General features: G+C 38.9%; 25 protein-coding genes. 17 read left to right on the forward strand and 8 right to left on the reverse strand.

Translation table 11 applies throughout. From position 1 onward, the window contains the following. From JHC30_06755 to JHC30_06770, 4 genes are all read right to left on the reverse strand, one after another. Window positions 1-665, reverse strand: a 665-nt coding sequence (locus JHC30_06755) for a DUF4349 domain-containing protein (GenBank protein MCI4463850.1), incomplete at its 3' end; no start/stop codon positions are given. Between the two features lie 114 nt (window positions 666-779). Then, window positions 780-1,763 (reverse strand): ornithine carbamoyltransferase, encoded by a 984-nt coding sequence (locus JHC30_06760; GenBank protein MCI4463851.1) that lies wholly within the window; start codon window positions 1,761-1,763, stop codon window positions 780-782. Window positions 1,764-1,772: 9 nt separating this feature from the next. Continuing rightward, a complete protein-coding gene (locus JHC30_06765) occupies window positions 1,773-2,969 on the reverse strand; it encodes a YgeY family selenium metabolism-linked hydrolase (GenBank protein MCI4463852.1) in 1,197 nt (398 codons plus the stop codon). Window positions 2,970-2,978: 9 nt separating this feature from the next. Continuing rightward, a complete protein-coding gene (locus JHC30_06770) occupies window positions 2,979-4,061 on the reverse strand; it encodes a carbamate kinase (protein ID MCI4463853.1) in 1,083 nt (360 codons plus the stop codon). A 179-nt stretch (window positions 4,062-4,240) separates the two neighbouring features. On the opposite strand from JHC30_06770, the gene alaS reads away from it, so the two are divergent. The 12 genes from alaS to miaB all read left to right on the forward strand — a co-directional run bounded on the left by alaS (window position 4,241) and on the right by miaB (window position 17,248). Then, on the forward strand, window positions 4,241-6,823 hold the full coding sequence (gene alaS, locus JHC30_06775; GenBank protein MCI4463854.1) for an alanine--tRNA ligase: 2,583 nt from the start codon (window positions 4,241-4,243) through the stop codon (window positions 6,821-6,823). A 2-nt stretch (window positions 6,824-6,825) separates the two neighbouring features. Next, on the forward strand, window positions 6,826-7,275 hold the full coding sequence (ruvX, locus tag JHC30_06780) for a Holliday junction resolvase RuvX (GenBank protein ID MCI4463855.1): 450 nt from the start codon (window positions 6,826-6,828) through the stop codon (window positions 7,273-7,275). Continuing rightward, entirely contained in the window at window positions 7,272-8,204 is a 933-nt protein-coding gene (gene mltG, locus JHC30_06785; protein MCI4463856.1) for an endolytic transglycosylase MltG, read from the forward strand. Before ruvX ends, mltG begins: the two co-directional genes overlap by 4 nt. Continuing rightward, the gene (locus JHC30_06790) at window positions 8,205-8,429 is read left to right on the forward strand and encodes a hypothetical protein (protein ID MCI4463857.1); all 225 of its coding nucleotides are present in this window, start codon (window positions 8,205-8,207) and stop codon (window positions 8,427-8,429) included. A gap of 378 nt (window positions 8,430-8,807) precedes the next feature. Further along, a complete protein-coding gene (tdh, locus tag JHC30_06795) occupies window positions 8,808-9,836 on the forward strand; it encodes an L-threonine 3-dehydrogenase (GenBank protein MCI4463858.1) in 1,029 nt (342 codons plus the stop codon). A 17-nt stretch (window positions 9,837-9,853) separates the two neighbouring features. Continuing rightward, window positions 9,854-11,035 (forward strand): glycine C-acetyltransferase, encoded by a 1,182-nt coding sequence (locus JHC30_06800; GenBank protein ID MCI4463859.1) that lies wholly within the window; start codon window positions 9,854-9,856, stop codon window positions 11,033-11,035. Further along, window positions 11,032-12,390, forward strand: coding sequence for a bifunctional UDP-N-acetylglucosamine diphosphorylase/glucosamine-1-phosphate N-acetyltransferase GlmU (gene glmU, locus JHC30_06805; GenBank protein MCI4463860.1), 1,359 nt, complete (start codon window positions 11,032-11,034; stop codon window positions 12,388-12,390). Before JHC30_06800 ends, glmU begins: the two co-directional genes overlap by 4 nt. Then, window positions 12,383-13,348 (forward strand): ribose-phosphate pyrophosphokinase, encoded by a 966-nt coding sequence (locus tag JHC30_06810; protein MCI4463861.1) that lies wholly within the window; start codon window positions 12,383-12,385, stop codon window positions 13,346-13,348. The genes glmU and JHC30_06810 overlap by 8 nt, the downstream gene beginning before the upstream one ends. 48 nt (window positions 13,349-13,396) lie before the next feature. After that, window positions 13,397-14,074 carry a 50S ribosomal protein L25/general stress protein Ctc gene (locus JHC30_06815; protein ID MCI4463862.1) on the forward strand — a complete coding sequence of 226 codons (678 nt, stop codon included), beginning with the start codon at window positions 13,397-13,399 and terminating at the stop codon, window positions 14,072-14,074. A 66-nt stretch (window positions 14,075-14,140) separates the two neighbouring features. Next, a complete protein-coding gene (locus JHC30_06820) occupies window positions 14,141-14,917 on the forward strand; it encodes a TIGR00282 family metallophosphoesterase (protein ID MCI4463863.1) in 777 nt (258 codons plus the stop codon). After that, complete coding sequence (locus JHC30_06825; GenBank protein MCI4463864.1) at window positions 14,902-15,984, forward strand: CCA tRNA nucleotidyltransferase; 1,083 nt, start codon at window positions 14,902-14,904, stop codon at window positions 15,982-15,984. The genes JHC30_06820 and JHC30_06825 overlap by 16 nt, the downstream gene beginning before the upstream one ends. After that, complete coding sequence (gene miaB, locus JHC30_06830) at window positions 15,962-17,248, forward strand: tRNA (N6-isopentenyl adenosine(37)-C2)-methylthiotransferase MiaB (protein ID MCI4463865.1); 1,287 nt, start codon at window positions 15,962-15,964, stop codon at window positions 17,246-17,248. Before JHC30_06825 ends, miaB begins: the two co-directional genes overlap by 23 nt. A 45-nt stretch (window positions 17,249-17,293) precedes the next feature. On the opposite strand, the gene JHC30_06835 is transcribed toward miaB, so the two are convergent. The 4 genes from JHC30_06835 to JHC30_06850 are packed head-to-tail and all read right to left on the reverse strand — an operon-like array spanning window position 17,294 to window position 20,001. Next, window positions 17,294-17,785 (reverse strand): SMC-Scp complex subunit ScpB, encoded by a 492-nt coding sequence (locus JHC30_06835; protein MCI4463866.1) that lies wholly within the window; start codon window positions 17,783-17,785, stop codon window positions 17,294-17,296. Then, window positions 17,754-18,380 carry a segregation/condensation protein A gene (locus JHC30_06840; GenBank protein ID MCI4463867.1) on the reverse strand — a complete coding sequence of 209 codons (627 nt, stop codon included), beginning with the start codon at window positions 18,378-18,380 and terminating at the stop codon, window positions 17,754-17,756. Before JHC30_06840 ends, JHC30_06835 begins: the two co-directional genes overlap by 32 nt. Next, complete coding sequence (gene trpS, locus JHC30_06845; protein ID MCI4463868.1) at window positions 18,377-19,354, reverse strand: tryptophan--tRNA ligase; 978 nt, start codon at window positions 19,352-19,354, stop codon at window positions 18,377-18,379. Before trpS ends, JHC30_06840 begins: the two co-directional genes overlap by 4 nt. Window positions 19,355-19,365: 11 nt before the next feature. Beyond that, on the reverse strand, window positions 19,366-20,001 hold the full coding sequence (locus JHC30_06850) for a site-2 protease family protein (protein MCI4463869.1): 636 nt from the start codon (window positions 19,999-20,001) through the stop codon (window positions 19,366-19,368). A gap of 109 nt (window positions 20,002-20,110) precedes the next feature. Between JHC30_06850 and miaA the strand changes: the two genes are divergently transcribed. The 5 genes from miaA (at window position 20,111) to JHC30_06875 (ending at window position 25,139) form a co-directional block, all read left to right on the forward strand. Next, window positions 20,111-21,019, forward strand: a complete 909-nt coding sequence (miaA, locus tag JHC30_06855; protein MCI4463870.1) for a tRNA (adenosine(37)-N6)-dimethylallyltransferase MiaA — start codon at window positions 20,111-20,113, stop codon at window positions 21,017-21,019. After that, window positions 21,009-22,235 carry a methionine gamma-lyase family protein gene (locus JHC30_06860; GenBank protein MCI4463871.1) on the forward strand — a complete coding sequence of 409 codons (1,227 nt, stop codon included), beginning with the start codon at window positions 21,009-21,011 and terminating at the stop codon, window positions 22,233-22,235. The genes miaA and JHC30_06860 overlap by 11 nt, the downstream gene beginning before the upstream one ends. Window positions 22,236-22,541: 306 nt before the next feature. Continuing rightward, window positions 22,542-22,961 carry an S-adenosylmethionine decarboxylase proenzyme gene (locus JHC30_06865; GenBank protein ID MCI4463872.1) on the forward strand — a complete coding sequence of 140 codons (420 nt, stop codon included), beginning with the start codon at window positions 22,542-22,544 and terminating at the stop codon, window positions 22,959-22,961. After that, window positions 22,933-23,865 (forward strand): fused MFS/spermidine synthase, encoded by a 933-nt coding sequence (locus JHC30_06870; protein ID MCI4463873.1) that lies wholly within the window; start codon window positions 22,933-22,935, stop codon window positions 23,863-23,865. Before JHC30_06865 ends, JHC30_06870 begins: the two co-directional genes overlap by 29 nt. Beyond that, the gene (locus JHC30_06875; protein ID MCI4463874.1) at window positions 23,862-25,139 is read left to right on the forward strand and encodes an amidohydrolase; all 1,278 of its coding nucleotides are present in this window, start codon (window positions 23,862-23,864) and stop codon (window positions 25,137-25,139) included. Before JHC30_06870 ends, JHC30_06875 begins: the two co-directional genes overlap by 4 nt. Window positions 25,140-25,648 lie beyond the last annotated feature (509 nt).

Raw genomic sequence — 25,648 nt, forward strand, 5'->3', positions numbered from 1 at the left:
TAATTGAGCCTCCCCTTGATTTGCTCGGTTTCGCTTTCAACCTGTTCAATTTCAGAGCGAATTTTTAAGAGTTCGTCAATTGTCTTTGCTTGTTTTAACCAGGATGTGAGAAGTTCTTTTTGTGCTTCAAGGACTTTAAGTCTCAAATTTAAATCAACATATTCCTGAGTAACATCGGAAGATGAAATTTCGAGGTTTGTAACACTTCCGAGTTCTCCTAACTTGTTTATAACCGAATCAAACTTTTCCTTTGGAACAATCACTTCTATAAATCCAGAGAATGTATCATTTTCCTTTGAGTAATTGGAATTGATAACAGAGCCTCCGTAAGTTTCAACCATTGAAGATATGCGATTATATGTCTCGAGGAATTTTCCTTTATCAACATACATGTTTAGATTTGCATTTTTAATAATTTTAAGACCAAAAGATGAATTTCCCGGTTGTGGAGAGACATTATATATTGCTCCTTTATCTTGTCCAATAATTGAAGGACTACTTTCTTCGCTTGCACTAATGATGCTTTTTCTGTTTGCTTCGCTCATTAAAGATGGGTTTTGATATTTACTTCCACTAATTAGCCCAAGGGAAAATTTCCCGACGAAGTAACTTGCAAAGACAATCAAAACTACAACTACCACAACTATTAAAGTCTTTAGTCTCATTACTTTTTTAACCTCCATAAATTAGATACGCAAACTTTTAAAAAAGTTCCAATGAAAATAAAAATTGGGGATCCTGTAAAAGGACCCCCGAAAGTAGTTCTTAAAATTAGTTAATTACATTGTAAGCGCAAGCACTGCCTTTACTGTGTGAAGTCTGTTTTCTGCTTCATCGTAAATAACAGAGTGAGGCCCATCAATTACCGCATCGGTTACCTCAAAGCCTCTGTCTGCAGGCAAGCAGTGCATATAAATTGAGTTCTTCTTCGTGAGGCTCATTCTTCTTTCATCTGCAATCCAGTCTTTGTACTTTTCTGCAATCTTTGTCATCTCTTCAAAGTTATTCTGCGCATAAACATATGCACCCCAGGACTTTGGATATACAATATCTGCGTCTTTAAATGCCTCGTCCATATCGTGAACGACTTCAAATTTCACGCCTGCTTCTTCTGCGTTTCTTCTTGCAATCTCCATTGCCTCTGGGAGAAGTTCAAATTCTGGTGGCATTGCAAGCGTTACATCAAGACCAAATCTTGGCATAGCCATAATAAGTCCCTGAGGGACTGCAAGAGGTTTTGCATGGCTTTTTGCATATGCCCAGGAGATAACAAATTTCTTTCCTCTGAGGTCGTTATGGAATTTTTCCTTTATTGTCATAATATCTGCAAGGATTTGCATTGGATGGTCCCAATCTGATTCAAGGTTGATAACGGGAACAGACGCCCATTTTGCAACTTCTTCCATATACTTTTGACCAACACCAAGATAGATATCGTCTCTAATTGCAATGCCATGTCCGTACCTTGAAAGGATTATCCCAATTTCCTTTGCAGTGTCTCCATGTGAAATCTGAGAGGATTCTTCCGTAATGTAATGTGCGTGTCCTCCAAGCTGAGTCATTGCTGCCTCAGTTGAGTTTCTTGTCCTTGTGGATTTGTCTTTGAAGATCATAAAGAGGGTCTTGTAAAGAAGGTATGGAGTTGGCTCGCCAAGTGCAAATTTCTGTTTTAATTCGAATGCAAAGTCGAGAACTTGTTCTAACTCTTCAAGAGTCCAGTCATTTGTAGTTAGAAAGTCTCTTCCTTTAAGTTTTGAATTCATAAAAACCTCCTATCCTAATTTTTCTTTTAATTTAAATGGAAGTAATGCATAAAATGCTGTTGCCTTTGGTAGGTCTGAGACTCTTACATACTCGTCAACTGCGTGTCCTAACCATTCATCGCCAGGACCAAAACCAATAGACGGAATATGGAATCTTCCCATTGATGTAACACCATTCGTCGAGAATATCCAGCGGGAAATCTTTACTTCTTCGCCTGGTCTCACTTCTTTTGCAGTTTCAAAGCCAGCCTGAACAAGTGGATGCGATTCTTCAAGCACCCATGTAGGGAAGTACTTTTCTTGTGAAATGAGTCGACCTCTCCATGACTTAGCTTCATAGGTAAGTACTCTTACTTCTGAATTCTTTGGGTCAGCAAGGACTGATTCGATTTCCTTAAGTGCAGATTCTTTTGTTTCTCCAATGGTAAGACGCCTGTCAATAAAAATCCTTGATTCGTATGGGACCGAGTTAATTGAAGGTGATTTTGAATCGATATGTGATACAACAGCTGTGCCTTTTCCAAGGAATGGGTCTTCTTTAAAGGACTTTGTTAACTCTTCGATATTGAGGACTGTCCTTGCCATTTTGTAGATTGCATTGTCTCCTTTGTCTGGGTGCGCAGCGTGGGAGGACTTTCCTTTTACAACAACTTCCATTTCAACTCTTCCCCTGTGTCCACGATACACATCAAGGCTTGTTGGCTCTCCTAATACCACAAAATCGGGTTTAACAACTTCGTTGAATGTGTAGTACATTGTAAGTCCATCGCAGTCTTCTTCCTGGACAGTTCCCATAACATAAAGGCTAATATTCTCAGGAATGCCAACCTCTTTAAGGATCTTTGCGCCATAAATCATACAGCCAATTGCAACCTTCTCGTCGGACGAGCCTCTTCCGTAGAGTTTGCCATCTTTGATTACACCACCAAATGGGTCAACTGACCAGTTTTCTTTGTCCTCTGCCATAACGGTATCAATATGTGCATCGTAGAGAACTTTTACAGGACCAGAACCAACTCTTCCAATAATGTTTCCCGTCTCATCAATAATTACTTCATCAAAGCCTAACTCCTTCATCTTTCTTTCAAGGAGTCTTACAAGTTCGCCTTCTTCGCCTGAGTAGGACTTTGTCCTTACGATGTCCTGCGCAAAGGCAATGATCTCAGGCTCGTACTTTTTTACGAGTTCTTCAATTTTTTCTTTCATATATGCCTCCTATTCTCTTACTATCGTTGTTCCTGCTTTTCCTTCGAGCGTTTCGAGATATTTTGATGTAAGCGAAATATATGCTTTCTTTCCGCCACCTTCAAGGAACTTAATGCATGCGAGGATCTTTGGGCCCATACTTCCTGGAGGGAAGTGTCCTTCTGCGTATAGTTTCTTTGCTTCTTCAAGGGTAAGGTACCTTAAGTCAACCTGATTTGGCTTCTGATAGTTGAGTTTTGCTCCATCTTCTCCTGTGAAGATGGTAAGCGTTACATCAAGGTCTTCACCATGCTCCTTTGCCCACTTAATAAGCATAGTTCCAAGTAAAGCAGACGCAAGGTCTTTGTCGATAACTGCTTCAACTCCACGGTAGATTTTTGCATTCTTTCCGTCTTTAAATACGATACCATAATTTGCCTTGTAATTCCCTTCCTCGTCGGGTTCAACTTCTACAACAGGAATACCACCACCGCCAACAGTTATAGGAATAAAGCCTGCTTCGATTGCATTTACAACTGCCTCAAATTCTACTATATCGAGAGGTTCTGGTGATGGGACAACTTTACGCCAGATTTCGTTTCCTTTCTCGTCTTTCTTGTACAGTTTCATTACCCATCCGTCTTTCTTCATTCTTTCTTCTGCTTCTTCTTTTGTGTAGGATGGTCCTATGTACTTTGTTGGATTCTGGAAACCGGGGTCGTTTTTGTCAACGACAACCTGTGTAACGATGCCCACGATCGTTTTGTTGATTCCCCTTGCTCTCAACTCGTTTCCTAAAATTTGAGCAATCATATAACCCATTGCACCTTGTGTATCAGCGCCAGCAACATCTAAGGGGATTGGCGGGAGAATTGGTCGAGAATACTCACTTCTCAAAAACACATTTCCTACTTGTGGTCCATTTCCATGAGTGATTACATATGTGTCATTTGGGAACGCTTCAACAATTTTTGCAATGTGCTTTGATGTTTCATGTGTTCTTGCCCACTGCATTGCAATATCAGGGATAATAGGCTTTCCTTTTTCGTCAGTTAGTCCAACAGGGGAAACCTCGTTTCCTCCAAAAGCAAAAATCCTTACTTCCTTTCCCATAGATTTCTCCTTTCCATAATTTTAGTTTTTTTAACAATATAATATTGTAAAGAATTTTTAAAAATAGTCAATTACGAATGTGGATAAATTTTAAATGAAATTTTTTGTCAAGTCGATAAATTTATTTGATAAAAACGCTGTTTGTGTTAAAATTAAAAAATAACTTTGAGAGGTGGATTATGGATAGTAGAGACATAAGAGAAGGTTTTTTGAAATATTTTGAAAGCAAGGGGCATTTGAGGCTCAATAGTTTTCCTTTGGTGCCCAAAGATCCAACGCTTCTTTTTACGGCGGCTGGAATGGTGCCTCTCAAGTCCTATTTCCTTGGAGAAGAAATTCCTCCGTCAAGGCGCATTACTACCGTCCAAAAGTGTGTAAGGACAAACGATATAGAAAATGTTGGAAACACTCCAAGGCACCATACTTTCTTTGAAATGCTCGGTAACTTCTCCATTGGGGATTATTTTAAAGAAGAGGCGATTGCCTTTGCAATGGAATTCATTCTTGACTTTTTGAAACTTCCAAAGGATAGGCTCTGGGTTACTATATACAAAGATGACCTTGAAACAAAAGAGATTTGGAAAAAACATGGCATTCCTGAAGAGCGAATTATTCCTCTTGGGGAAGAAGACAATTTCTGGATGATGGGTCCAGTTGGTCCTTGTGGTCCCTGCACTGAGATTTATTACGACAGAGGTGCTATAAATGAGAAAGAGGAGCATGAACTTCCAGGTTCGTCTGAAAGAAGATTCCTTGAGTTCTGGAATCTTGTTTTCACACAGTATGACAGGCAGTTAGATGGCACTTTAAAACCGCTTCCAAGAAAGAATATCGACACAGGAATGGGGCTTGAGAGAATTACAAGCATTATCGAAGGTGTTGATTCTGATTTTGAAACAGATTTGTTTATGCCGATAATTGAGCACATAGAAAAGTTGTCAGGTGTTCAATACCGGACTTCCGATAAAACGATAAAGGCAATGAGAGCAATCGCAGACCATTCAAGAGCGGTGACGTTCCTCATTGCAGACCATGTCATTCCAAGTAACGAAAAGCGTGGGTATGTGTTAAGAAGGCTCATAAGAAGGGCAATGCTCTTCGGAAGGTCTATTAACCTGACAGAGCCATTCCTCTATAAACTTTCAGAAACAGTTTCAAACCTTATGGGTGATATATACCCTGAGGTAAGAGAAGGTCTTTCAAATATCCAGTCGGTCTTGAAGGATGAGGAAACCAAGTTCAACAACACGCTTAAAGAAGGGCTTTATTATCTTGAAAATATTATCGAGGACTACAAGAAGAAAGGGACAAAAGAAATCCCTGGAAACGTTGTCTTCTATCTCTACGATACACTTGGTGTTCCTCAAGAAATTACCGAACTTGCACTAAAGGAAGAAGGCTTTACATATAACAAAGAGGAATTTGAAGAACTTCTTGAGGAGCAGAGGAAAAAAGCAAGGGCTTCATTTAAAGGAAGCGAAGAATTCCTTGAAAGGGTATCCTTTGGTTCTGTTAAAAGCAAAGTTCACGATGTTGAATTTGTTGGCTACGATACCCTCGAAACGGAAGCAACATTAAAAGCAATTATCGTAAACGGAAACATTGTTGATACTGCAACCGATACAGATGCAATCCTTGTATTTGATAAAACCCCGTTTTACGCAGAGAAAGGTGGACAGGTTGGAGATACTGGAGTTATAAAAGGTGAGAACTTTGAGTTTGATGTGTTTGACACTCAGACACCGGTAGAGGGTCTTATAATCCATATTGGCAGGCTCAAAGGGACGGCAAAAATTAATGATGTAGCAACACTTTCAGTTGATGCGTTAAGAAGGCAAGCAATAAAGAGAGCGCATACTTCAACTCACATACTTCAGGCTGTCTTGAGGAAGCACTTCGGCGAGAACATAATGCAGCAGGGCTCTGAGGTAAAGGATGATGAATTTAGATTCGACTTTAATTTCCAGGGAACTTTTGACAAGGAGGAGCTTTTTGCAATTGAACGAGAAATAAACGAGATTATTTTGCGAAATCATAAAGTTAATGTCCATATAATGCCTTTTGATAAGGCAAAAGAGTTTGGTGCGCTTGCTTTCTTTGAAGAAAAGTATGGCAATATTGTAAGGGTTGTTGAGGTTGTCGGTGTAAGTAAGGAACTCTGCGGCGGAACACATGTTTCTAACACAAGCGAAATTGGTATTGTTGTCCTGAAGGAGCCAAAGACGGTTGCATCGGGCATTAAGAGAATTGAAGGACTTACAGGGCTCAAAGCATACGAATTCTTGACGGATAAAAGAAAACTTATTAAGTTGCTTGAGGATACACTAAAGACGCAAGAAACAAAACTTGTCGATAAAGCAGAGGAAACACTTACAAGAGTTAAAGAACTTGAAAAAGAGTTGTCAACATTGAAGGCAAAACTTCTTGAAGGCACAATTAGAAATCTCACAGAAACGCTTACATTTAAAGGCAATCCTATCTATATTCACGATTTTAATGAAGGCACACTTAACGATTTGAGGAAGGCATATGACCTTGCAAAGAAATTCCTGAAGACAGGCAATGTCGTCTTTGTGTCAAAATTTAACGGGACTTCATTTATTCTTGTTGGAAGTCTTGACGATAAGGTCTCAAGCCTTGAGGTGCTCGAAAAAATTAAAGAGGTAATTCCATTAAAAGGCGGTGGGAATGAGCGCATTGCCCAGGGAAGTTTTGATGGTATTATAGAGGTAGAGAAGATAAAGAAAGTTTTAGGCGGTTAACTTTGGAGGAATTAAAACCAATCTTAGCACTTGACATAGGGAATGTTAATATAGGTGTTGCAGTCTCTGATAAGGAGCGGATTTTTGCAATGCCTGTTGCCGTTGTGAAAAGAGATGGAAACGAGATTGAAACACTTAAAAATATCATTGAAGAGAAAGGTGTGGATGTTGTTGTAGTTGGTCTCCCCAGGAATCTTAACGGCACAATTGGTCCTCAGGCAAACATTGTTCTTGATTTTTTAGAGAAACTAAAGGAAGCAATGCCAACTATCAATTTTGTAACCTGGGATGAGCGTTACACAAGCGTTATTGCCCACAAAATGCTTCGTTTCCAGGGAATTCGCTCTAAAAAGGAACGCAAGGTGAAGGACAAATTTGAAGCCCTTTTCATACTTGAAAGTTACCTTGAGTACTTGAGGAGGCAAAAACGAGAAGAAGAAACTGGTGGATAATAGGCTCGGTTATATTATTAGTCATTTTAATTCTTTCTTTCTCGTACTTCGAGCCCTTTTTTATTTTTAAAAGTAATACAACCATAAACCTTGATAAGGGGCTTACAACCTCTCAAATTTCAAAAATCCTTAAAGATAATGGAATTATTTTTGAACCCTATTCTTTTATCTTTTGGTCTAAGATTCTCAATTACGATTCAAAATTGAAAAGTGGTGTTTATGATCTTGCCCCCGTTAAAAATATGAAAGAACTTTTGGATGCGCTCTCCAAGGGTGGGCGTCCTCTCGAAATTAAGGTTACAATCCCTGAGGGCTTTACGACAATGGATATTGCAGATCGCCTTTATTCAAGCAAAATAGTCAAAGACAAAGACGCTTTTTATAATTACATAAAGCTATTTGAGGGTTACCTTTTCCCGGACACGTATAATTTTTACGAGGATATGCCGTTTGATGCCATTGTGAAGAAGTTTACCGATAGATTTAATGAAGTTGTGCCAAAAGATTATGATGAACTTGTAAAGACGAAAGGACTCACAAAAAAGGAAGCAATAATTCTTGCTTCAATTGTCGAAAAAGAGGCAAAGTTTGACGAGGATAGGCCGCTTGTTGCATCAGTTTTCTTAAACAGGCTTGCAATTGGAATGCCCTTACAAGCTGATTCGACTATCCTTTATGCATTAGGCACTCATAAAGAGTGGCTTTCAAAAGAGGACTATCAAATTGACTCTCCTTACAACACCTACAAGTATGCAGGACTTCCACCAACGCCTATTTGCAATCCGGGACTTAAGTCCATAATGGCTATTCCAGATGCACCAAAAACCGATTATTATTATTTTATGACAACACCTGACGGCAAAGCGATTTTTGCAAAAACTCTTTCTGAGCACGAGGCAAATTTGAGAAAGTATTACGGAGGAAGTTAAATGGAAGACTTGAAAGAGGTTAAGGCAAGAGAAGTTGTTCGAAGGATAAAAATGAAGGGCGAGTGGATATGGTTTGTCCAGGCAATTTTTGAGGATACACATATGGCTGCAATCACACTGGGAGATAAAGAGAGCTTAACTTTCTTTTATGACAGGAAAAACGAAGACTTCATAAACGAGTACCTTCAGAAGATTTTTAACTTTTTAGAGAAGGAAGGAGTTTAAATATCCGATTCTTCAGAGCAACTTATTAGTATTATTAAAGCCATCCAAGAAACAGGCGTAAAAGAAATTATTTTCGATAAACTTAACTATTTTCCTTTCGTAAAAGGATTAAAAGAGTTAGCAAATGAACTTGGTTTGGTAGATGCCTTTTCAAAGGTAGATGACCCTGAGTATGTTCAAACGCTTAAAAATCGTATTCTCGATTTGAAAGAGCAATTCAAAGAAATAAACTTTAGAATTGTGTTATAAAGATTTATAGCCTTTCCGAAACTTAAAAAATCTCTTTTAAAAAAGCAAAAAAATAATAGAATATAATTTGGAAAGATGGGGCTTTATTTTGAAAAGTTTTTATTGTGGCATGAAAGGAAGGAGGCTTAGATGAAAGCAGTATTAAAGAAGGAAAGAGCTGTTGGTTTTGTGATTGAGGATGTCCCAATGCCTTCGATTGGGGACGATGAAATTCTTGTTAAGGTTGAGGTTGCATCAATTTGTGGAACAGATGTTCATATTTACGATTGGAATGAGTGGGCACAGAACAGGATTAACCCACCCCTTATTGTTGGGCACGAGTTTGCAGGAGTTGTTGTGGACAAAGGGAAAGAAGTAAAGCGAGTTAACATTGGAGATTTTGTCTCCGCAGAAACCCATATCTACTGCAATCACTGTGATATGTGCCTTATGAACCATAGAGAAGTTTGCAGAAACCTTAAAATCCTTGGTGTTGACACTAATGGAGCGTTTGCAGAATATGTAAGTATCCCGGAAAGGGTAGCCTGGGTAAATCCAAAAGAGATTCCCCCTAAGTTTGCTTCAATTCAAGAACCTCTTGGAAATGCTGTAGACACAGTGCTTGCAGAAGATGTTTCTGGAAAGACAGTCCTCGTAACCGGTGCAGGTCCCATAGGACTTCTTGCAATTGGAGTTGCAAGGGTGTTTGGGGCAACGAAAATTATTGCTTCAGACCTTTCGAACTATCACCTTGAACTTGCAAAAAAGATGGGTGCTGATGTTGTTATAAATCCAAAGGAGCAAAATTTAAGAGAAGTTGTCCTTAGCGAAACACACGGGCTTGGGGTTGATGTTGCACTCGAGATGTCTGGTGCAAAATCTGCCCTTCACGATGCACTTGCTTTAACAAAATTTTTAGGCAGAGTTTCACTTTTAGGGCTTTTTGACAACGGAGTTGAAATAAACCTTACAGACGATGTGATATTCAAAAAGTTGCGTATATATGGTATTACAGGAAGAAGAATATTTGAAACCTGGCAAATTGTTTCAGACCTTCTTGCAAGTAGAAGGCTTGATGTATCGCCTGTAATAACGCATGAGTTTAAACTTGAAGAAGTAGAAAAAGGAATCCAGCTTATGAAAACGCATCAATCAGGAAAAATATTATTACACCCATAATGGATGGAGGTGAGAAGATGGATAAATTCGAATTTTTAAGAAAAGAACTTGATGAGTTAAAAGAAAAGGGTACTTACAATACTATTCGTGTGCTTGAGAGCGCACAGGGTCCGTGGGTAACAATTAATGGAAGGAAAATGCTTAACCTCTGTGCAAATAACTATCTTGGGCTTATCACAAATGAGGAGGTAAAAAGCGCTGCAATTGAGGGCGTAAAAAACTTTGGCGTTGGCGCAGGAGCGGTAAGGACTATTGCAGGTACTTTAATTCTCCATGAGGAACTGGAGAAAAAACTTGCTGAGTTTAAGCATGCAGAGGCTGTGATTCTTCTTCAATCTGGTATCCTTGCAAATATTGCAACAATTCCTCTTATTGTTCAAGAAGGTGACCTCATTTTTTCAGACGAGTTAAACCACGCTTCAATTATAGACGGCTGCAGGTTGAGCAAGGCGACGATTGTCCGATACAAGCACCTCGATATGGACGATTTGAAAGCAAAACTTGAAGACTACAAAGACTACAATGTAAGAAAACTTATTGTAACTGATGGCGTCTTCAGTATGGACGGCGATATAGCACCTCTTCCTCAAATTGTTGAGATTGCAGAAAAATATGGCGCTATAACTATGGTTGATGATGCGCATGGCGAGGGTGTTCTTGGTGACCACGGAAGGGGTATCGTGGACTATTTCCACCTTGAAGGAAAGGTTGATATCGATGTTGGTACTCTTTCAAAGGCGTTTGGCGTCATTGGAGGGTATGTTGCAGGAAGCAAAACTCTAATAGAATATATGAAACAGAGAGCAAGACCATTCCTTTTCTCCACTCCTTTATCACCTGCAGATACATCTGCTCTTATAAAGGTTGTCGAGATTCTTTCAAGGGATGATTCACTCGTCAAGAAGTTGTGGGAAAATGGCAATTACATTAAGGAGCAATTTAAGTCATACGGATTTAACATAGGACATTCTCAAACACCCATTACACCTGTTATAATTGGTGAAGAAAAAACTGCAATGGAATTTAGCAAAATGCTTTTTGAAGAGGGTGTTTTTGCCCAGGGCATTGTTTTTCCAACAGTCCCCAGGGGAACAGCACGAATTAGAGTTATGGTATCAGCAGCACATACAAAGGAAGACCTCGATTTTGGTATAAGTAAGTTTGTAGAAATCGGAAGAAAGTTGGGGGTTATTAGATGATGACAGGTGTCGTTTTAGGCGCAGGTATTGGAAAAAGGATGCACTCAAAGGTGCCAAAAGTTCTCCACAAGATATGTGGAAGAGAAATGATTTTTTACGCAATCGACTCCGTAAAGGACATTGTAGATAGTGTTGTGGTAGTAATAAATGAATCGATGCCGAAGGAACTTTTTGATGGCTTCGAGGTAAGAGTTCAAAAGACACCTCTTGGAACAGGTGATGCTTTAAAGGTTGCACTTACAGGAATTGATACAGATCTTGTCCTCGTAACAACGGGCGATAACCCGCTTTTTGAAAAAGAGGATATCCTGAAGTTTTACAACTTCTTTAAAGAAACCAATTCTGATATTTCGTTTATCTCAGCAGAAGCAGATGACCCTACAAATCTGGGGCGTGTCTTGAGAAGTGGAGATGAGTTTGTAAAGATTGTTGAAGAAGCCGATGCAACCGAAGAAGAAAAGGCTATAAAAGAAATTAACACCGGAGTTTATCTATTCAAATTCTCGCTTTTAAGCAAAATCCTTGAGGAACTTTCGAACAATAACGCACAAGGCGAATACTATTTGACAGATACTTTAACAATAGCAAAGGATAAAGGCTACAAGGTAACAGTTTACAAACTTCCAAAAAAACTTCCAATCTATGGTGTTAATAACAGGTTTGAACTTTCTATTGCAGAAAAGATAATTCAAGAGAAGATTTTAAAAAAGCACATGCTTAATGGTGTTACGATTCATAATCCCGAAACTCAAAAAATCGATTACTTTGTTGAAATTGAAAACGACACAGAGATTCTACCTGGATGTGTTTTGGAGGGTAAAACAAAAATCGAATCTGATTGTGTGATAGGTCCGTTTGCACAGATTATTGATTCTCACATATCAAAAGGAAGTATCGTAAAGCAGTCAGTTGTTATGAATTCCTATGTTGGTGAAAACTGCTCAATTGGTCCTTTTGCTTATGTCCGCCCCGAAAACATCCTCGTAAGAAATGTAAAGATAGGCACTTTTGTTGAGGTAAAGAAGTCGAAATTTGATGAAGGTGCAAAAGTACCGCACCTTTCTTATATTGGTGATGCAACCGTTGGTAAAAATGTTAATATTGGTGCAGGGACTATTACCTGCAACTTCTCAGGGCTTGAGGGAAACAAGAAAAACCCAACCCTTATAGAAGACGATGTTTTTATAGGTTCACATTCGACTTTGGTTGCGCCACTTGTCATTCGTAAAGGTGCCTACACTGCTGCAGGTTCGGTCATAACACAGGAAGTTCCTGAGGATTCTCTTGCTATTGCAAGGGCTCAACAGGTTAATAAAATAGGATGGGTGAAGAGGAGGAAGGGGCAAAATGGTTAAAGAAATTCTTTCAATGGACGAAGTAAAAATTTTTACAGGCAACTCTAATGTGCCACTTGCTGAGGCGATTGCAAGTTATCTTAATATGAAATTAAGCCCTGCAATTGTCTCGAGGTTCCCAGACGGGGAAATCCAGGTAAGGTGCCTTGAATCTGTAAGAGGAAAGGATGTTTTTGTAATTCAATCGACACAGACACCAGCAGAAAATCTGCTTGAACTTCTCATAATGATTGATGCTATAAGGCGTGCTTCGGCGAGGAGTATCTCTGCAGTAATTCCTTTTTTTGGCTATGCAAGACAGGATAGAAAGACAAAGTCAAGAGAGCCTATCTCTGCAAAACTTGTTGCAAACCTAATAACCGTTGCTGGTGCAACGAGGGTTGTTTCTGTTGAATTGCATGCTGCACAGATTCAGGGATTCTTTGATATTCCCGCAGATAACCTTACAGCGGTTTTGATCCTTGGAAAGTATTTCAGGGAAAAGAATCTCGAAAACCCTGTTGTTGTTGCACCTGATGTTGGCGCAGTGCAGAGAGCAACTACATTTGCACAGGAAATACCAAATGCAACTCAGGCAATATTCGTAAAAAAGAGGCTAAGTCCCGAGGAAGTTGATACATCAAGGCTTATAGGTGAAGTTGAAGGAAAAAGCGTAATCCTGGTTGACGATGCGATACACACCGGGAATACACTTATAAGCGCAGCAAAAGAGGTCTTAAAAAGAGGAGCAAAAGAAGTCTATGCAACTGCAACCCACGGAATTTTTGCAGGAGACTCCTTAAAAGCCCTTGCAGAATCCCCCATTAAAGAAATTGTCGTTACCGATACACTTCCTGTCCAAAGTAGACCTGACCTTCCGGAAAAGGTGAAGGTTTTAAGTGTTGCTCCACTTATTGGTGAAGCAATAAGAAGAATTGTTATGCACGAATCTGTTTCTGAACTTTTTGAAAAAAAGTAAATTTTGATATAATATAAGGCTAAATTGTTTAACTTAGGAGGATAGAAGATGAAAAGAGTTTCTATAAATGCTGAAAGAAGGGAAGTAACTACTAAGGGCAATACGAATAAGTTGAGACAGGAAGGAAAAATTCCTGCAGTAGTTTACGGTAAAATAGTTGAGAATTTTTTTGTTGCAGTTGATTACAAAGAATTTGTAAAACTTGAGCGTGAGGTAGGGCGTTCAGCTATCTTCGATTTGAATGTTGATGGTAAAGTTTATCCTACAATTATTAAAGAGATTCAGATCGACCCAATTAAAAGAAACATAATTCATGTTGATTTTCAGGCAGTTGACCTTGATAAGCCAGTTTACACAAGCATTCCTCTTGTTTTCGTTGGCGAAGCAGTTGGTGTTAAGAAGGGCGGTATTCTTGAGCCATCCCTTCACGAGATAGAGGTTGAAGGACTTCTTACCGACTTGCCAGACAAGGTCGAAGTCGATGTTTCAAATCTTGATATTAAGGATGTTATCTATGTTAAGGATCTAAAACTTGGCGATAAGGTTAAAGTTTATTCAGATCCTGACGCAGTAGTTGTTTCTGTTGTTCCACCAACAACTGAGGAAGTTGCAGCACCAGCTCCTGCTGAGGGTGAGGGAGCACCTGCCGAAGGTAAAGCAGCACCTGCCGAAGGTAAAGCCGGGGCAAAGGCTGAAACTCCCAAAGAAGGAACAAAGGAGAAGTAGAGTTTTTGCTACATACGATGAAGGCTACCCGCTTCTTTGGGTAGCCATATTTTTTAAGGAGAGAATATGAGAGTACTTTTTCTTGGTGATATTTTTGCAGAGCCCGGAAGGGTTGCAGTAAAAGAAGGTCTTCCCAAACTCATAGAGGAATACCGTCCACATTTTGTTATTGCAAACGGTGAAAACGCAGCACACGGTGCTGGAATTACTTATGAGATTGCTCTTGAACTTCATTCTTATGGTATTGATGTTATAACTGGTGGAAATCATACTTTCGATAAGAAAGTGCTCTGGGAGAAATTTTCACTTCTTCCATACCTTTTAAGGCCGTTAAACTACCCTGAAGGTGCGCTGGGCAAAGGCTATGTTATAGTTGAAAAGAAAGATTTTAAGTTAGGTGTTATAAACCTTCAAGGGCGTGTTGAAATGCAGCCAATTGAATCTCCTTTTAAAGTTGGTGAGGTTGTTTTAGAGGAGATTCACTCAATAACTCCTTACATAATTGTTGATTTTCATGCAGAGGCAACAGCAGAAAAAGAAGCGCTCGGATTTTATTTCGACGGGAAGGTGTCTGCAGTAGTTGGCACACACACGCATGTTCAAACCGGCGACGAGAGGATACTTCCAAATGGCACTGCCTATATAACTGATGTTGGGATGTGTGGGGTTGAGGATTCTGTTATCGGCCTTGATAAGGAAGTTGCCCTTAAGCGTTTTCTTACCGGAATGCCCTGGAATTTTGAACCTGCAAAAGGAAACGCAACACTTCATTTCGTTGTAATCGATATTGACGACAAAGGTAAAGCAACACAAATTTTAAGGGGAAAGTGGAGAAAGATTTAGCAAACATCATAAAAGCGATCCCAGGGGAAATCCTCTGGCTTATTGAAGCTTCTTCTACTTATCTTGTAGGTGGTGCAGTCCGGGATTACTTACTCGATAAACCATTTTTTGATTATGATTTTATTGTTACAAGTAAGGATTTTGAAAGCCTTCCTTACAAACTAAAAGAAAAGAACCTAAAATATATCCTTCTTAATAGGATGACATTTCCACTTTACAGGGTCTTCCTTAATAACTTTACTTTTGATTTTACGACTTATAATAACCTCGAAGAAGATGCCTTAAAAAGGGATTTTACGGTTAATGCAATATATGTAAATGTTGGAGATTTAAAGACATATTCTCATCCTCTTGCTTTTGACGACCTAAGAAATAGAACTCTGCGTGTTTGCTCTGTAAACTCCGTAAGAAACGATCCAGTGAGATATATGCGTGCTTTCAGGTTTTTAGCACAGTACCATTTTTCTATTGAAGAGGAAACAAGATTGTTACTCCATACTTCAAAAGATCTTTATCTTACCTCAAAAAGAGAAAGGGCACGTGTTGAACTGCTTAAGTTCTTAAAAAATAGTGTTGATGACATAAAGTATGCTGTTTCTCTTGTATTTGATGGCGTTGACTTTTCTTTTATAAGGAGAATTTTAATAGGTGAAAAAATCCCTGAACTCCACAAAAATATAAATAAAGACTCGACTTACCTTGATATGTTAAAGGCATATTTTCTATCGAAAACCCATAACGAATTTTTATATGGACTTACTATAAAGGAGATGGAGTTTGTAAGTTTTATTGACAAAAAAATCGAAAGCAATTTTGAAAGTTTATTCGATGCCTTTTATGAAAAAAGAGGTAGACCCGAGTTTGTGATTTTAAATATTGTTGCAAATTTCAATACGGATTTACTTCCAATGTGTATAGAAGTTGTAAGAAGGTGGAAAAGAGAGAAAGTTAATTTTAGTGAGGTTGAGGTGTTTGCAAAGGAAAATTCATTAACTATCGATAAAGCCTCCAGAGAGGTTTTTAGGAGAATGTGCAGGAGAATTTATGAGAACATTTGCCATAATTAATTTTGGTTGCCAGATGAACGAGTACGAAAGTGATAGATTCAGGGAAGTCTTTTACGAATTTGGACTTAGCGAGGTCTCTAATATTGAAGAAGCGGATTTTGTGCTTTTTAACAGTTGTGCAGTGCGTGAAAAGTCTGAGCAGAAACTTATAAGTTCTGTTGGATATGCGCGTTCCCTTTATGAAAAATATGGACGTCCTTATGTTATTGTAACGGGATGTGTTGCATCAATAAGGGAAAAAGAGATTAAAAGGGTTGCAAAAGATAGCCTGTTCATGCTTTCGAAAGGATACGAGCTTGTTTATGATCGAGTTGAGGAACTCCGAAGAGAACTTTCAAAAATACTTAAGCCAGTTGGAAGTAGTTTTACCAGTAGTAGTGGTGTTTTTGCATATGTCCCTGTAATCTTCGGCTGTAACAGTTTTTGCACTTACTGTATAGTTCCTGCAACAAAGGGGCGTGAGAAATCAAGAAAGTTATCCGATATCATAGACGAGGTGCAAAGGCTTGTTGATAATGGCACAAAAGAGATAGTCCTTTTGGGGCAAAATATCAATCACTATGCGTACGACCTTGGCAACCCAAATGGATTTATAGAGTTGCTTGAAGCAGTTTCAAAAGTAAGGGGTCTTAAGCGATTACGGTATCTTACGCCTCATCCTGCATATTTCACAAAAGACCTAATAAAGCGTATGCGACAGATTGATAACCTTATGCCCCATTTCCATTTGCCTGTGCAGTCTGGCTCGAACAGGATTTTGGAACTTATGAAAAGAGAGTACACTAAAGAGTTTTACCTTGATATTATCGAGGCAATTTGGGAGATTTTTAAAGAGGCATCGATAACGACCGACATTATTGTTGGCTTTCCTACTGAAACCGAAGAGGATTTTATGGAGACTGTTAACCTGGTGAAGTATGTCCGGTTTGACAAAAGTTTCATTGCAGCCTACTCAAAGAGACCTAATACGCCTGCTTCAACAATGGAAGGACAAATCGACCCAAAAATTAAGAAAGAGAGGCTCAATTATCTTTTAAGCGTTCAAAACGAAATAAGCTTCGAAAAGAATAAAGCTTATATCGGCGGCACTTACGAAGTGCTTGTTGAGAATGTGAAAGGAAACGTTGCCTTTGGAAGGATTCCTCAGGACAAACTTGTTATATTCGAAACCGAAAAGCAAATTCAAACTGGTGATTTAGTAAATGTTCAAATAACCGATGCAGACTTTATACATCTAAAGGGAAAAATTGCAGACTCACTTTGACATTGTCTTTAATAGTATTTTGATTGAATTAAAGAAATTGAAGTTTTAGAACTTAAAGAGTCTTGCTTCGAGGTCTTCTCGTACATCTTCAGGAAGTGTCTCAATGAACTTATCGGTAACTTTATAGTATATTTTCCCTTCGAAAAATTCTTTTTCAATGTATCCCAGTTTAAGAAGTTCGTTTATTACCCTTGTGCTATTCACTCCTCGAATCTTGTCGATTTCCTCTTTTGTCCTTTTTTTCTTTAAAACAAGCCCTATTACCTCGATGAGATTTTTCGATAGTGTTACTTTTTTCCTCTTTATGAATTTCTCGAAATACCTTCTGTATGAAGGATTTGGCACCATTGAGACCTTATTCTTTTCAAATGCAATGTTTATGCCCGTTCCCTTTAAGCTGTTTTCAAGTTCCAAAAGGAGTTCGTTAACACTCCCTTTATCAAGTCCGAGTGTACTTGCAATTTTATCAATCCTCACCGGCTTTGGCGACACGAACAAAATTGATTCAATTGCGTAAAGGTATTCTTCCTTCTTCATTTATCCTCAGCACAATTGGTGAAAAGTGCGATTCCTGAATAATTCTTATAAACTTGTTCTTTGCTAATATGAGAACAGCAAGGAAAGTTGCAATGACCTCAATCTTGGAGGTGCACTGCTCGATGAGTTGTCTGAAGTCAATCTCTTTAAGTTGGGTAAGCATTTCTTTGAGTTTTTCGATTATCTCAGCAACAGAAACTTGAGGTGTCTCAATCGTCTTGTTCTCGTAATACTTTTCTCTTTCAAGGACTTCTTTTACGATTTTTTCAAGCCGTGAGATTGGAATTTCGTTTGAAGACACCTTTTCAACAAATGCTCTCTTTACAACGCTCCTTTCAACAGATTTTTCGATTACTTCTATAATGTCTTCAATGTTCTCTTCTTGAAGAGATTTCTTCCTCTGTTCTTTCAGTCCCAATAGATACAGAAGAAGTTCCGACTTAAGTTCAACAAGCGTTGCAAGCAAAAGCACTTTTTCGCTCATTTCAAATGCATCAATTTTCTCAAGTTCATTTTCTACAAGTTCAAGAATAGAGACACTTAAAAGGTAATTCTTGCTTCTTTTTGCTTCGTAGACGATGTCCTCAAGGCTCATTTCAGGTTCATCTTTGTGAGTGCTTCGTCAAGCGTTGCGTTTGCAACTTCTGATGCTTTTTTACTTCCCTCGACAAATATGTCCTCGACTCTGTCTATCTCTTTCTTCAATTCCTCTCTTTTTTCTCTTATCGGTCTAAGATAAGCGTTTAATTTATTTGCAAGGTTCCTTTTACATGCAACACATCCAATATTACCTGCCCTGCAATCTCTTTCAATGTCGTTAACTTCCTCTTTGTTAAAAATCTTGTGATAGGTAAACACATTGCACACTTCCGGGTGTCCTTTGTCGTGAAGCCTTATTTTCTCGGGGTCTGTAACTGCGTTCATTATTTTCTTTGTTGTGTTTTCCTCTGTGTCTGCAATCTTAATGTCGTTTTCAAGGCTTTTTGACATTTTTTTACCATCAATACCTGGCACATAAGGAAACTCTGTTAGGAGCGCTTGAGGTTCCACAAAAAGTTCTCCATAAAGGTAGTTAAACCTTCTTACCATTTCGCGGGTCATTTCAAGGTGAGGCAATTGGTCCTTTCCAACAGGCACATATTTTGCTTTGTAAAGGATGATGTCTGATGCCATTAATACAGGATACCCGAGTAGCCCGTAGGATGCGTTTTCTTTTAAGTCGAGGTCTCTTATCATTTCTTTTACTGTTGGGTTTCTTTCAAGCCAGGAAATAGGGACAATCATCGAAAGAAGTAAATGCAGATATGTATGTGCCGGGACTTTTGATTGAATAAATAGCGTTGCTTTATTTGGGTCAACTCCTGCAGAAAGCCAGTCGAGCATTACCGCAATCCTGTTCTTTTTAAAATCCTCTGTGTGTTCGTAGTTTGTTGTAAGGACATGCAAATCTGCGATAAAGAAATAACTTCTGTAAGTTTCCTGGAGTTTCTTGAGGTTGTCAATAACACCTACAAGGTGCCCTATGTGAAGTTCTCCTGTTGAACGCATTCCTGTTACTACGACATCCATAATTGCCTCCTTTATAATTTGCTAAGCAAGTTTAGTATTGGAGAAACAATTCTCGAGAAAAAGTAATTGAATCTAAAGAATGGAACGGATAAGATAATCACAAGGAATATTATTCCGTAATAGTTGAGGGAATCATCGTAAAGGAACCTAAGAGGGTTTTTTGTGAATGCAAATACTATCTTTGAACCATCAAGCGGAGGTATTGGAATAAGGTTAAATATGCCAAGATAAACACTTAGAACGATTATATACTGAACGAGTTGAACAAAATACCCAAAGCCAGTAAGGGCGATTGGGTTCCTGCTCATCCAGTTAAAAAGTGGCGCAAGGGCAAAAGCAAGTATGAAGTTTGCAAGAGGTCCTGCAAGCGAAACAAAAACCATGCCTTTTCTAAGATTTCTCAAAGCCGTAAAGTCTACAGGTACGGGCTTTCCCCATCCAAACCTGAAAATGATAAGCGCAAGAAGACCAATTGGATCGATATGCCTTAGAGGATTAAGCGAGAGCCTTCCTTCTTCTTTTGCGGTGACATCGCCCATTTTGTAAGCAACATATGCGTGTCCAAATTCGTGCACGGTTAAAACAATCAAAACAGCAGGAATCACATACAGCAATTCAGTTATATATTGAGTTATGTTGTTCATCATTTTCTCATCTCCTCAAATCAAATTTGTTACACTTAACAATTATATACATTAAATGCAATTTTCGAAAACCCTCTACCGTATTTCAAAAAATCTTGTAAAATAGAGAGAAATGGAAGATAAGGTTGTGGTTATTCTGGGACCAACTGCAACAAATAAAAGCAAGGTTGCACTGGAACTTGTAAAAGAATTTCCTTTAGAAATTGTATCTGCAGATTCGATGCAATTTTATAGAGGTATGGATATTGGAACTGCAAAAGTCCCAAAAGAGGTACGTGATATAATCCCCCATCACTTTATAGATATAATCGATGTAACCGAGGAATATAGTGTTGGACAGTACAAAAGAGATTTCTTGAAACTAAGCAAAGAAATATATGAGAGGGGAAAAATTCCTCTTATTGTAGGTGGCTCGGGGCTTTACATAAGGGCAATAACCGAAAACTTCCCTGTAGAAGTGTCGCCATCGCAAGACCCAGAACTCCGTAAAAGACTTTCTGAATTACCTCTTCCTGAACTAAAGAAGTTGGCAGAGAGTATCGATTTTGAGTCTGCATCCAGGGTATTTGACAAAAAGCGTTTGATAAGGATAATTGAGTTTTATACTAAAACCGGGAAGAAGATGTCCGAGGTAAAAAATCCTGAAAGCAAGTTCAAGTTTCTGAAGATAGGGCTTATTAAGGATAGAAAAATACTCTACAGAGACATTGATTTGCGTGTTTTGGAGATGATAAAACTCGGTCTTGTAGATGAAGTAAGGCATCTTTTGGAAACGTATCCTCACTGGTCGAAAACTGCAAGACAGGCAATTGGATACAAGGAAATTCTCGATGTGTTTTCGGACAAAATGAGCCTTGAAGAGGCAGTGGAACTCATAAAGAAAAACACAAGGCATCTTGCAAAAAGGCAGATAACCTGGTTTAAGAAAGAGAAAGGCGTTTTGTGGTTTGATTCTACAAATTTAAACGAAACCGTAAGCGAAGTAAAAAGATTGGTAGGTGAATTTATAAATGATGATTGAAAAAGAATTATTAGATTTGGGAAGAAAAGTAGAGTTGGAATTGAAGCCATATTTTGAGTCGGTTGACCTTATTCGTGAGAAAAATTTCCTCAAAGTCCTTGATGCATTTCAAAGCGTAAAACTCCACGATTCCGACTTGAATTATACATCTGGTTACGGCTATAACGACATTGGAAGAGAAAAAGTTGAATCGATTTTTGCAAAGATATTTGGAGGCGCTGATGCAATCGTGCGTCCCCAGATTATTTCAGGGACACACGCAATATCGTTAACTCTTTTTGGTCTTTTAAAACCAGGCGATTTGCTCGTCTATGCAAGTGGTACACCATACGAAACAGGCGAAGGCATAATCGGTATAAGAGATGTACCGGGTTCGCTTAAAGAATTTGGCGTTCATTACGGCGAATTCAATTTTAGGGATGGCTTTAATGAAGACCTCATAAGAAAAGCACGAGTTGTGGTATTCCAGCGCTCTAAGGGATACACATTTACAGATTCGATAAGTATGGACGAACTTGAAAAGGCAATTAAAGTAGTAAAGACAATAAACCCAAACGCAATTGTTATGGTAGATAATTGCTACGGCGAGTTTGTTGAAGAAAGAGAGCCTGGAGATGTTGGTGCTGATATTGTCGTTGGGTCTTTAATAAAAAATGCAGGTGGTGGTATTGCTCTTACAGGTGGATATATAGTTGGGAACAAAGACCTTATTCAAAGAATTGCGGCTCGTCTTACCGCACCAGGAGTGGGCAAGGAAATAGGACCAATGCTTGGGCTTACTCGTAATATCCTTCAGGGGATTTTCTTTGCACCACTTGTCGTTTCAAATGCGCTTAAAGGAGCGATATTTGCCTCTAAAATCTTTGAAGATGCAGGTTTTGAGGTTAAGCCTCGCTATTTTGAACAAAGGACTGATATCGTTCAAGCAATTAAATTTGGAAGAGTTGACATGCTAATTAAGTTCGCTCAAACAATTCAAAGTTTCTCTCCTGTTGATTCAGATGCAGAAATTGAATCTGCACCACTTCCAGGCTATGGCAACAAGATAATAATGGCTGCAGGAACTTTTGTCCAGGGCTCTTCAATTGAGTTATCTTGCGATGCGCCAATTGTTCCTCCTTATATTGGATACCTTCAGGGAGGCATTTACTACGAGCATACGAAATACGCAAGTTTGTTAGCACTACAGGAAATCTTAAAAATTTCTAAAAAATAAATATGGCTTGAATGCTAATTTACTTGACAAAAATTTGATTCAAAAAAATCTTAAAGAAATTGCATAAAAACTATTGCATTTTTTATAATTTTTGATATAAATACACCGATAAGGTTATATACCTTACCACCTCCCTGCAAAAAGCACTCTTGCTTAAAGAGTGGCTAACGCAGGAACTTAAAAGGAGAAGGACAACTCCTTAAAAAACCCTACGGCTGGACTGGTCGGATGTTATGCCTGCGTAAGCAGGAAGCCCCTCGTTAAGCAGGGTGGCTGTCACTAATTCTTTGGAAGGGGGTGGCTGAAATGCGCACAGAAGGTAAACACATTATTATGGATGCTTCTGGCTGTAGCCCGGAGCTCCTGAATGATTTGGATTACCTGAGGTCGCTTCTTGTTGAGGCGGCAAAAAAGGCTAATGCAACAGTTTTGAACGTTGCATTTCACCACTTTACTCCTCAGGGAGTTAGTGGGGTGGTGGTAATTTCCGAGTCTCACCTCTCAATCCACACATGGCCAGAGTATGGCTATGCGGCTCTGGATTTTTACACCTGCGGAGACATTGACCCGAAGGTTGCTTGCGAGTACGTTGCAGAGCATCTCAATGCTCAGTACGTCCAGACAACCGAGGTCTCCCGTGGAGAGGAACACGAGGGAAAATACCTGCACAAAGTTCGTTCAGTAAAAACCAAGGTGTATGGAAAAGAACTATCTTTACTTCCATGACAGGTTTGGAGGTGCAGAAGAACATCTCCATGGAGTCAGGAAAATCATTTATGAGATGAGGACTCCCTACCAGCACATCCAGGTGGTAGAGAGTCCTACCTTTGGAAAAATGCTCATTATCGATGGAGATGTTCAGTCCTCTCTTGTTGATGAGTACATTTATCATGAATCCCTTGTGCATCCTGCAATGCTATCCTGTGAATCGCCAAAAGTTGTTGTTATCCTTGGTGGTGGTGAAGGCTCCACTTTAAGAGAAGTCCTGAAGCATAAAAGCGTCTCAAAGGCAATTATGGTTGATATTGACAAGGACGCAACCGATATTGCAAAGCAGTTTATGAAGGAGTGGCACCAGGGTGCTTTTGATGACCCAAGAGCAACTCTTATCAACACAGATGCAAGGGCATTTGTTGAGACAAATCTTTCAAATAATTCAGTTGATGTTTTCATAAGCGACCTAACTGAGCCATACGAAGAAGGTCCTTCATATAAACTCTATTCCGTTGAATTTTACAAGACTATTTACGATAGGCTAAAAGAAAATGGCGTATTTGTTTTGCAGGCGTCCCTTTTGAGGGTCACAAACTACAGAATGCATACGATTATAAGAAACACTCTTAAAAAAGTATTTCCAATTGTGCGAAGTTATTTTTCTTATGTACCATCGTTTGACACGACCTGGGGATTTATAATTGCCTCAAAGAAAATTGACCCTAAGGCGTTTACGAAAGAACAGATAGATAGTATGATTAAAGAGCGAATTTCAGGGACACTGAGATTTTACGATGGGGAAACTCATACTGCGCTCTTTAACCTGCCAAAAGATATAAGAAAATTAATTGAAGTTGAGACAGAGGTTATAACAGATTCCCATTATATCCCGCTTGAAAGAAAAGAAAACCTATGATTCTCATTAAAAATGTTTCTGCGATTTTAGATTCTAAAACTTACAAAGAATCTGTAGATATAGTAATAAAAGATTCACGAATTTCTTTTTTAGGGGACAATGCCCCCGAGGACAACTATTCAAAAGTAATTGATGGAAGTAAATACATTGCGCTTCCTGGCTTTGTGAATACCCACTCTCATCTTGCGATGACATTTATGCGTGGCTATGCGGAGGATGTGACACTACAGGACTGGCTGTATAAGCACATTTTCCCCCTTGAAGAGCGCCTTACTTACGATATGGTATACTTTGGCACACTTCTTGCAGCAATTGAATCAATAAAAACAGGAACAACAACTGTTGCGGACTTTTATTTGTATCCTCAGGCATCATTTCGTGCCCTCTCCGAAATTGGTATGAGAGGTAATGTTGGCATTGCCTACGCCTCTAAGCCCTTTATGGACAGGGTTATTATCGAAGAAGTTGAGAAAAAGTATAGAGAACTTGCAGGAAAAGATGAGAAAATTTTGGTAAGCCTTGCACCACACGCACCTTACACCGTTTCCCAAGAACTTCTCAAACTCACAAAGGAAGTTTCGAAAAAACTTGGTGCCATAGTTCAAATCCACCTTCACGAAACCGAGAAAGAAGTTGTCGATTATATGAAATCCTATTCAAGGACGCCAATTGAATACCTTGCCTCGATAAGTTTTCTTAGCGATAGGGTTGTTGCTGCACACTGCGTCTGGGTAAGCGAAAACGACATAAAGATCCTCAAGAAAAATGGCGTATGGGTTTCTTTAAATCCGGAAAGTAATATGAAACTTGGCTCGGGCATTGCACCGATTGATAGGTTTATCGATAGTCGTGTGAAACTTGTTGCAGGAACCGATGGAGTTGCATCGAACAATAATCTTTCAGTTCTTGAAGCAGTGCGTATAATAGGGCTTCTTGCAAAAGGTATTTCACGCAATCCTCGAATGTTGAGTGTAAATGATGCATTCGATATTCTTACAGTAAATGGTGCAAAAGCGTTAGGCTTTGACGATGTTGGAGTTCTCAAAGAGGGCTACAAGGCAGATTTGATTCTTGTTCGAAAAGACAAACCAAATATGATGCCAATGCACTCTCCTCATTCGAATATCATTTACTCTATGTATCCCACTGATGTCGACACAGTCATCATAAATGGAGAGATTGTAATGCTCGAAGGCAAAATCTTAACCATCGACGAAGAAATAGTCAAAACTGAGTTCAATAATCTGTTAAAGAAACTGATAGAAAAAGAGTAAAGATCATTATTCTGATAACCGTATTTGCTTGCTCTGTAGCAATGATCGAGACATCTCCAGTTTTGGGGTGGTAAACAAGATCTCTTAAGTATTTTCACGGTTGATCATCCCAAACGAAGTGAGAAATCTCCTATTCAATCGAAGGCCCCCTTCGAACTACTCAAAAAAGACTTAAATTCTTTTTGGGTGGAGTTGGAGGAGAGGACTTTTCCCTCCTCCATTGATTGTCATCTCGGGCGAAGCGAGAGATCTCCTCCGTTCTTTTCCATTGGTTATCAAGGCGAGCGCAGCAAGACATCTTCCAAATTTAAGAGGGTAACAGCACCCGCTCAATAACTCCCTTATCAAAAAATAAAACCTAACCTTATCTTTTCCCAAAATTTTCATAGTATTTTTCTTTTGTAAGACATAGATTAAATTTATGAGTTGAGCACAAATAAAAAGAATATTGTGCTAATCTCGAAATTGGTATCCTACACTTTTGAGTTTTTCTTTATAGTTTATTGTAT

This window comes from Caldisericum sp. (assembly GCA_022759145.1).
In the GTDB taxonomy this organism is placed as follows: domain Bacteria; phylum Caldisericota; class Caldisericia; order Caldisericales; family Caldisericaceae; genus Caldisericum.

Bases quoted from the DNA above. Each gene is read 5' to 3' on its own strand.
- JHC30_06760 (MCI4463851.1), bottom strand. From the start codon at position 1,763: ATGAATTCAAAACTTAAAGGAAGAGACTTTCTAACTACAAATGACTGG.
- JHC30_06765 (MCI4463852.1), bottom strand. From the start codon at position 2,969: ATGAAAGAAAAAATTGAAGAACTCGTAAAAAAGTACGAGCCTGAGATC.
- JHC30_06770 (MCI4463853.1), bottom strand. From the start codon at position 4,061: ATGGGAAAGGAAGTAAGGATTTTTGCTTTTGGAGGAAACGAGGTTTCC.
- alaS (MCI4463854.1), top strand. From the start codon at position 4,241: ATGGATAGTAGAGACATAAGAGAAGGTTTTTTGAAATATTTTGAAAGC.
- JHC30_06790 (MCI4463857.1), top strand. From the start codon at position 8,205: ATGGAAGACTTGAAAGAGGTTAAGGCAAGAGAAGTTGTTCGAAGGATA.
- tdh (MCI4463858.1), top strand. From the start codon at position 8,808: ATGAAAGCAGTATTAAAGAAGGAAAGAGCTGTTGGTTTTGTGATTGAG.
- JHC30_06800 (MCI4463859.1), top strand. From the start codon at position 9,854: ATGGATAAATTCGAATTTTTAAGAAAAGAACTTGATGAGTTAAAAGAA.
- glmU (MCI4463860.1), top strand. From the start codon at position 11,032: ATGATGACAGGTGTCGTTTTAGGCGCAGGTATTGGAAAAAGGATGCAC.
- JHC30_06810 (MCI4463861.1), top strand. From the start codon at position 12,383: ATGGTTAAAGAAATTCTTTCAATGGACGAAGTAAAAATTTTTACAGGC.
- JHC30_06815 (MCI4463862.1), top strand. From the start codon at position 13,397: ATGAAAAGAGTTTCTATAAATGCTGAAAGAAGGGAAGTAACTACTAAG.
- JHC30_06820 (MCI4463863.1), top strand. From the start codon at position 14,141: ATGAGAGTACTTTTTCTTGGTGATATTTTTGCAGAGCCCGGAAGGGTT.
- miaB (MCI4463865.1), top strand. From the start codon at position 15,962: ATGAGAACATTTGCCATAATTAATTTTGGTTGCCAGATGAACGAGTAC.
- JHC30_06835 (MCI4463866.1), bottom strand. From the start codon at position 17,785: ATGAAGAAGGAAGAATACCTTTACGCAATTGAATCAATTTTGTTCGTG.
- JHC30_06840 (MCI4463867.1), bottom strand. From the start codon at position 18,380: ATGAGCCTTGAGGACATCGTCTACGAAGCAAAAAGAAGCAAGAATTAC.
- trpS (MCI4463868.1), bottom strand. From the start codon at position 19,354: ATGGATGTCGTAGTAACAGGAATGCGTTCAACAGGAGAACTTCACATA.
- JHC30_06850 (MCI4463869.1), bottom strand. From the start codon at position 20,001: ATGATGAACAACATAACTCAATATATAACTGAATTGCTGTATGTGATT.
- miaA (MCI4463870.1), top strand. From the start codon at position 20,111: ATGGAAGATAAGGTTGTGGTTATTCTGGGACCAACTGCAACAAATAAA.
- JHC30_06860 (MCI4463871.1), top strand. From the start codon at position 21,009: ATGATGATTGAAAAAGAATTATTAGATTTGGGAAGAAAAGTAGAGTTG.
- JHC30_06865 (MCI4463872.1), top strand. From the start codon at position 22,542: ATGCGCACAGAAGGTAAACACATTATTATGGATGCTTCTGGCTGTAGC.
- JHC30_06870 (MCI4463873.1), top strand. From the start codon at position 22,933: ATGGAAAAGAACTATCTTTACTTCCATGACAGGTTTGGAGGTGCAGAA.
- JHC30_06875 (MCI4463874.1), top strand. From the start codon at position 23,862: ATGATTCTCATTAAAAATGTTTCTGCGATTTTAGATTCTAAAACTTAC.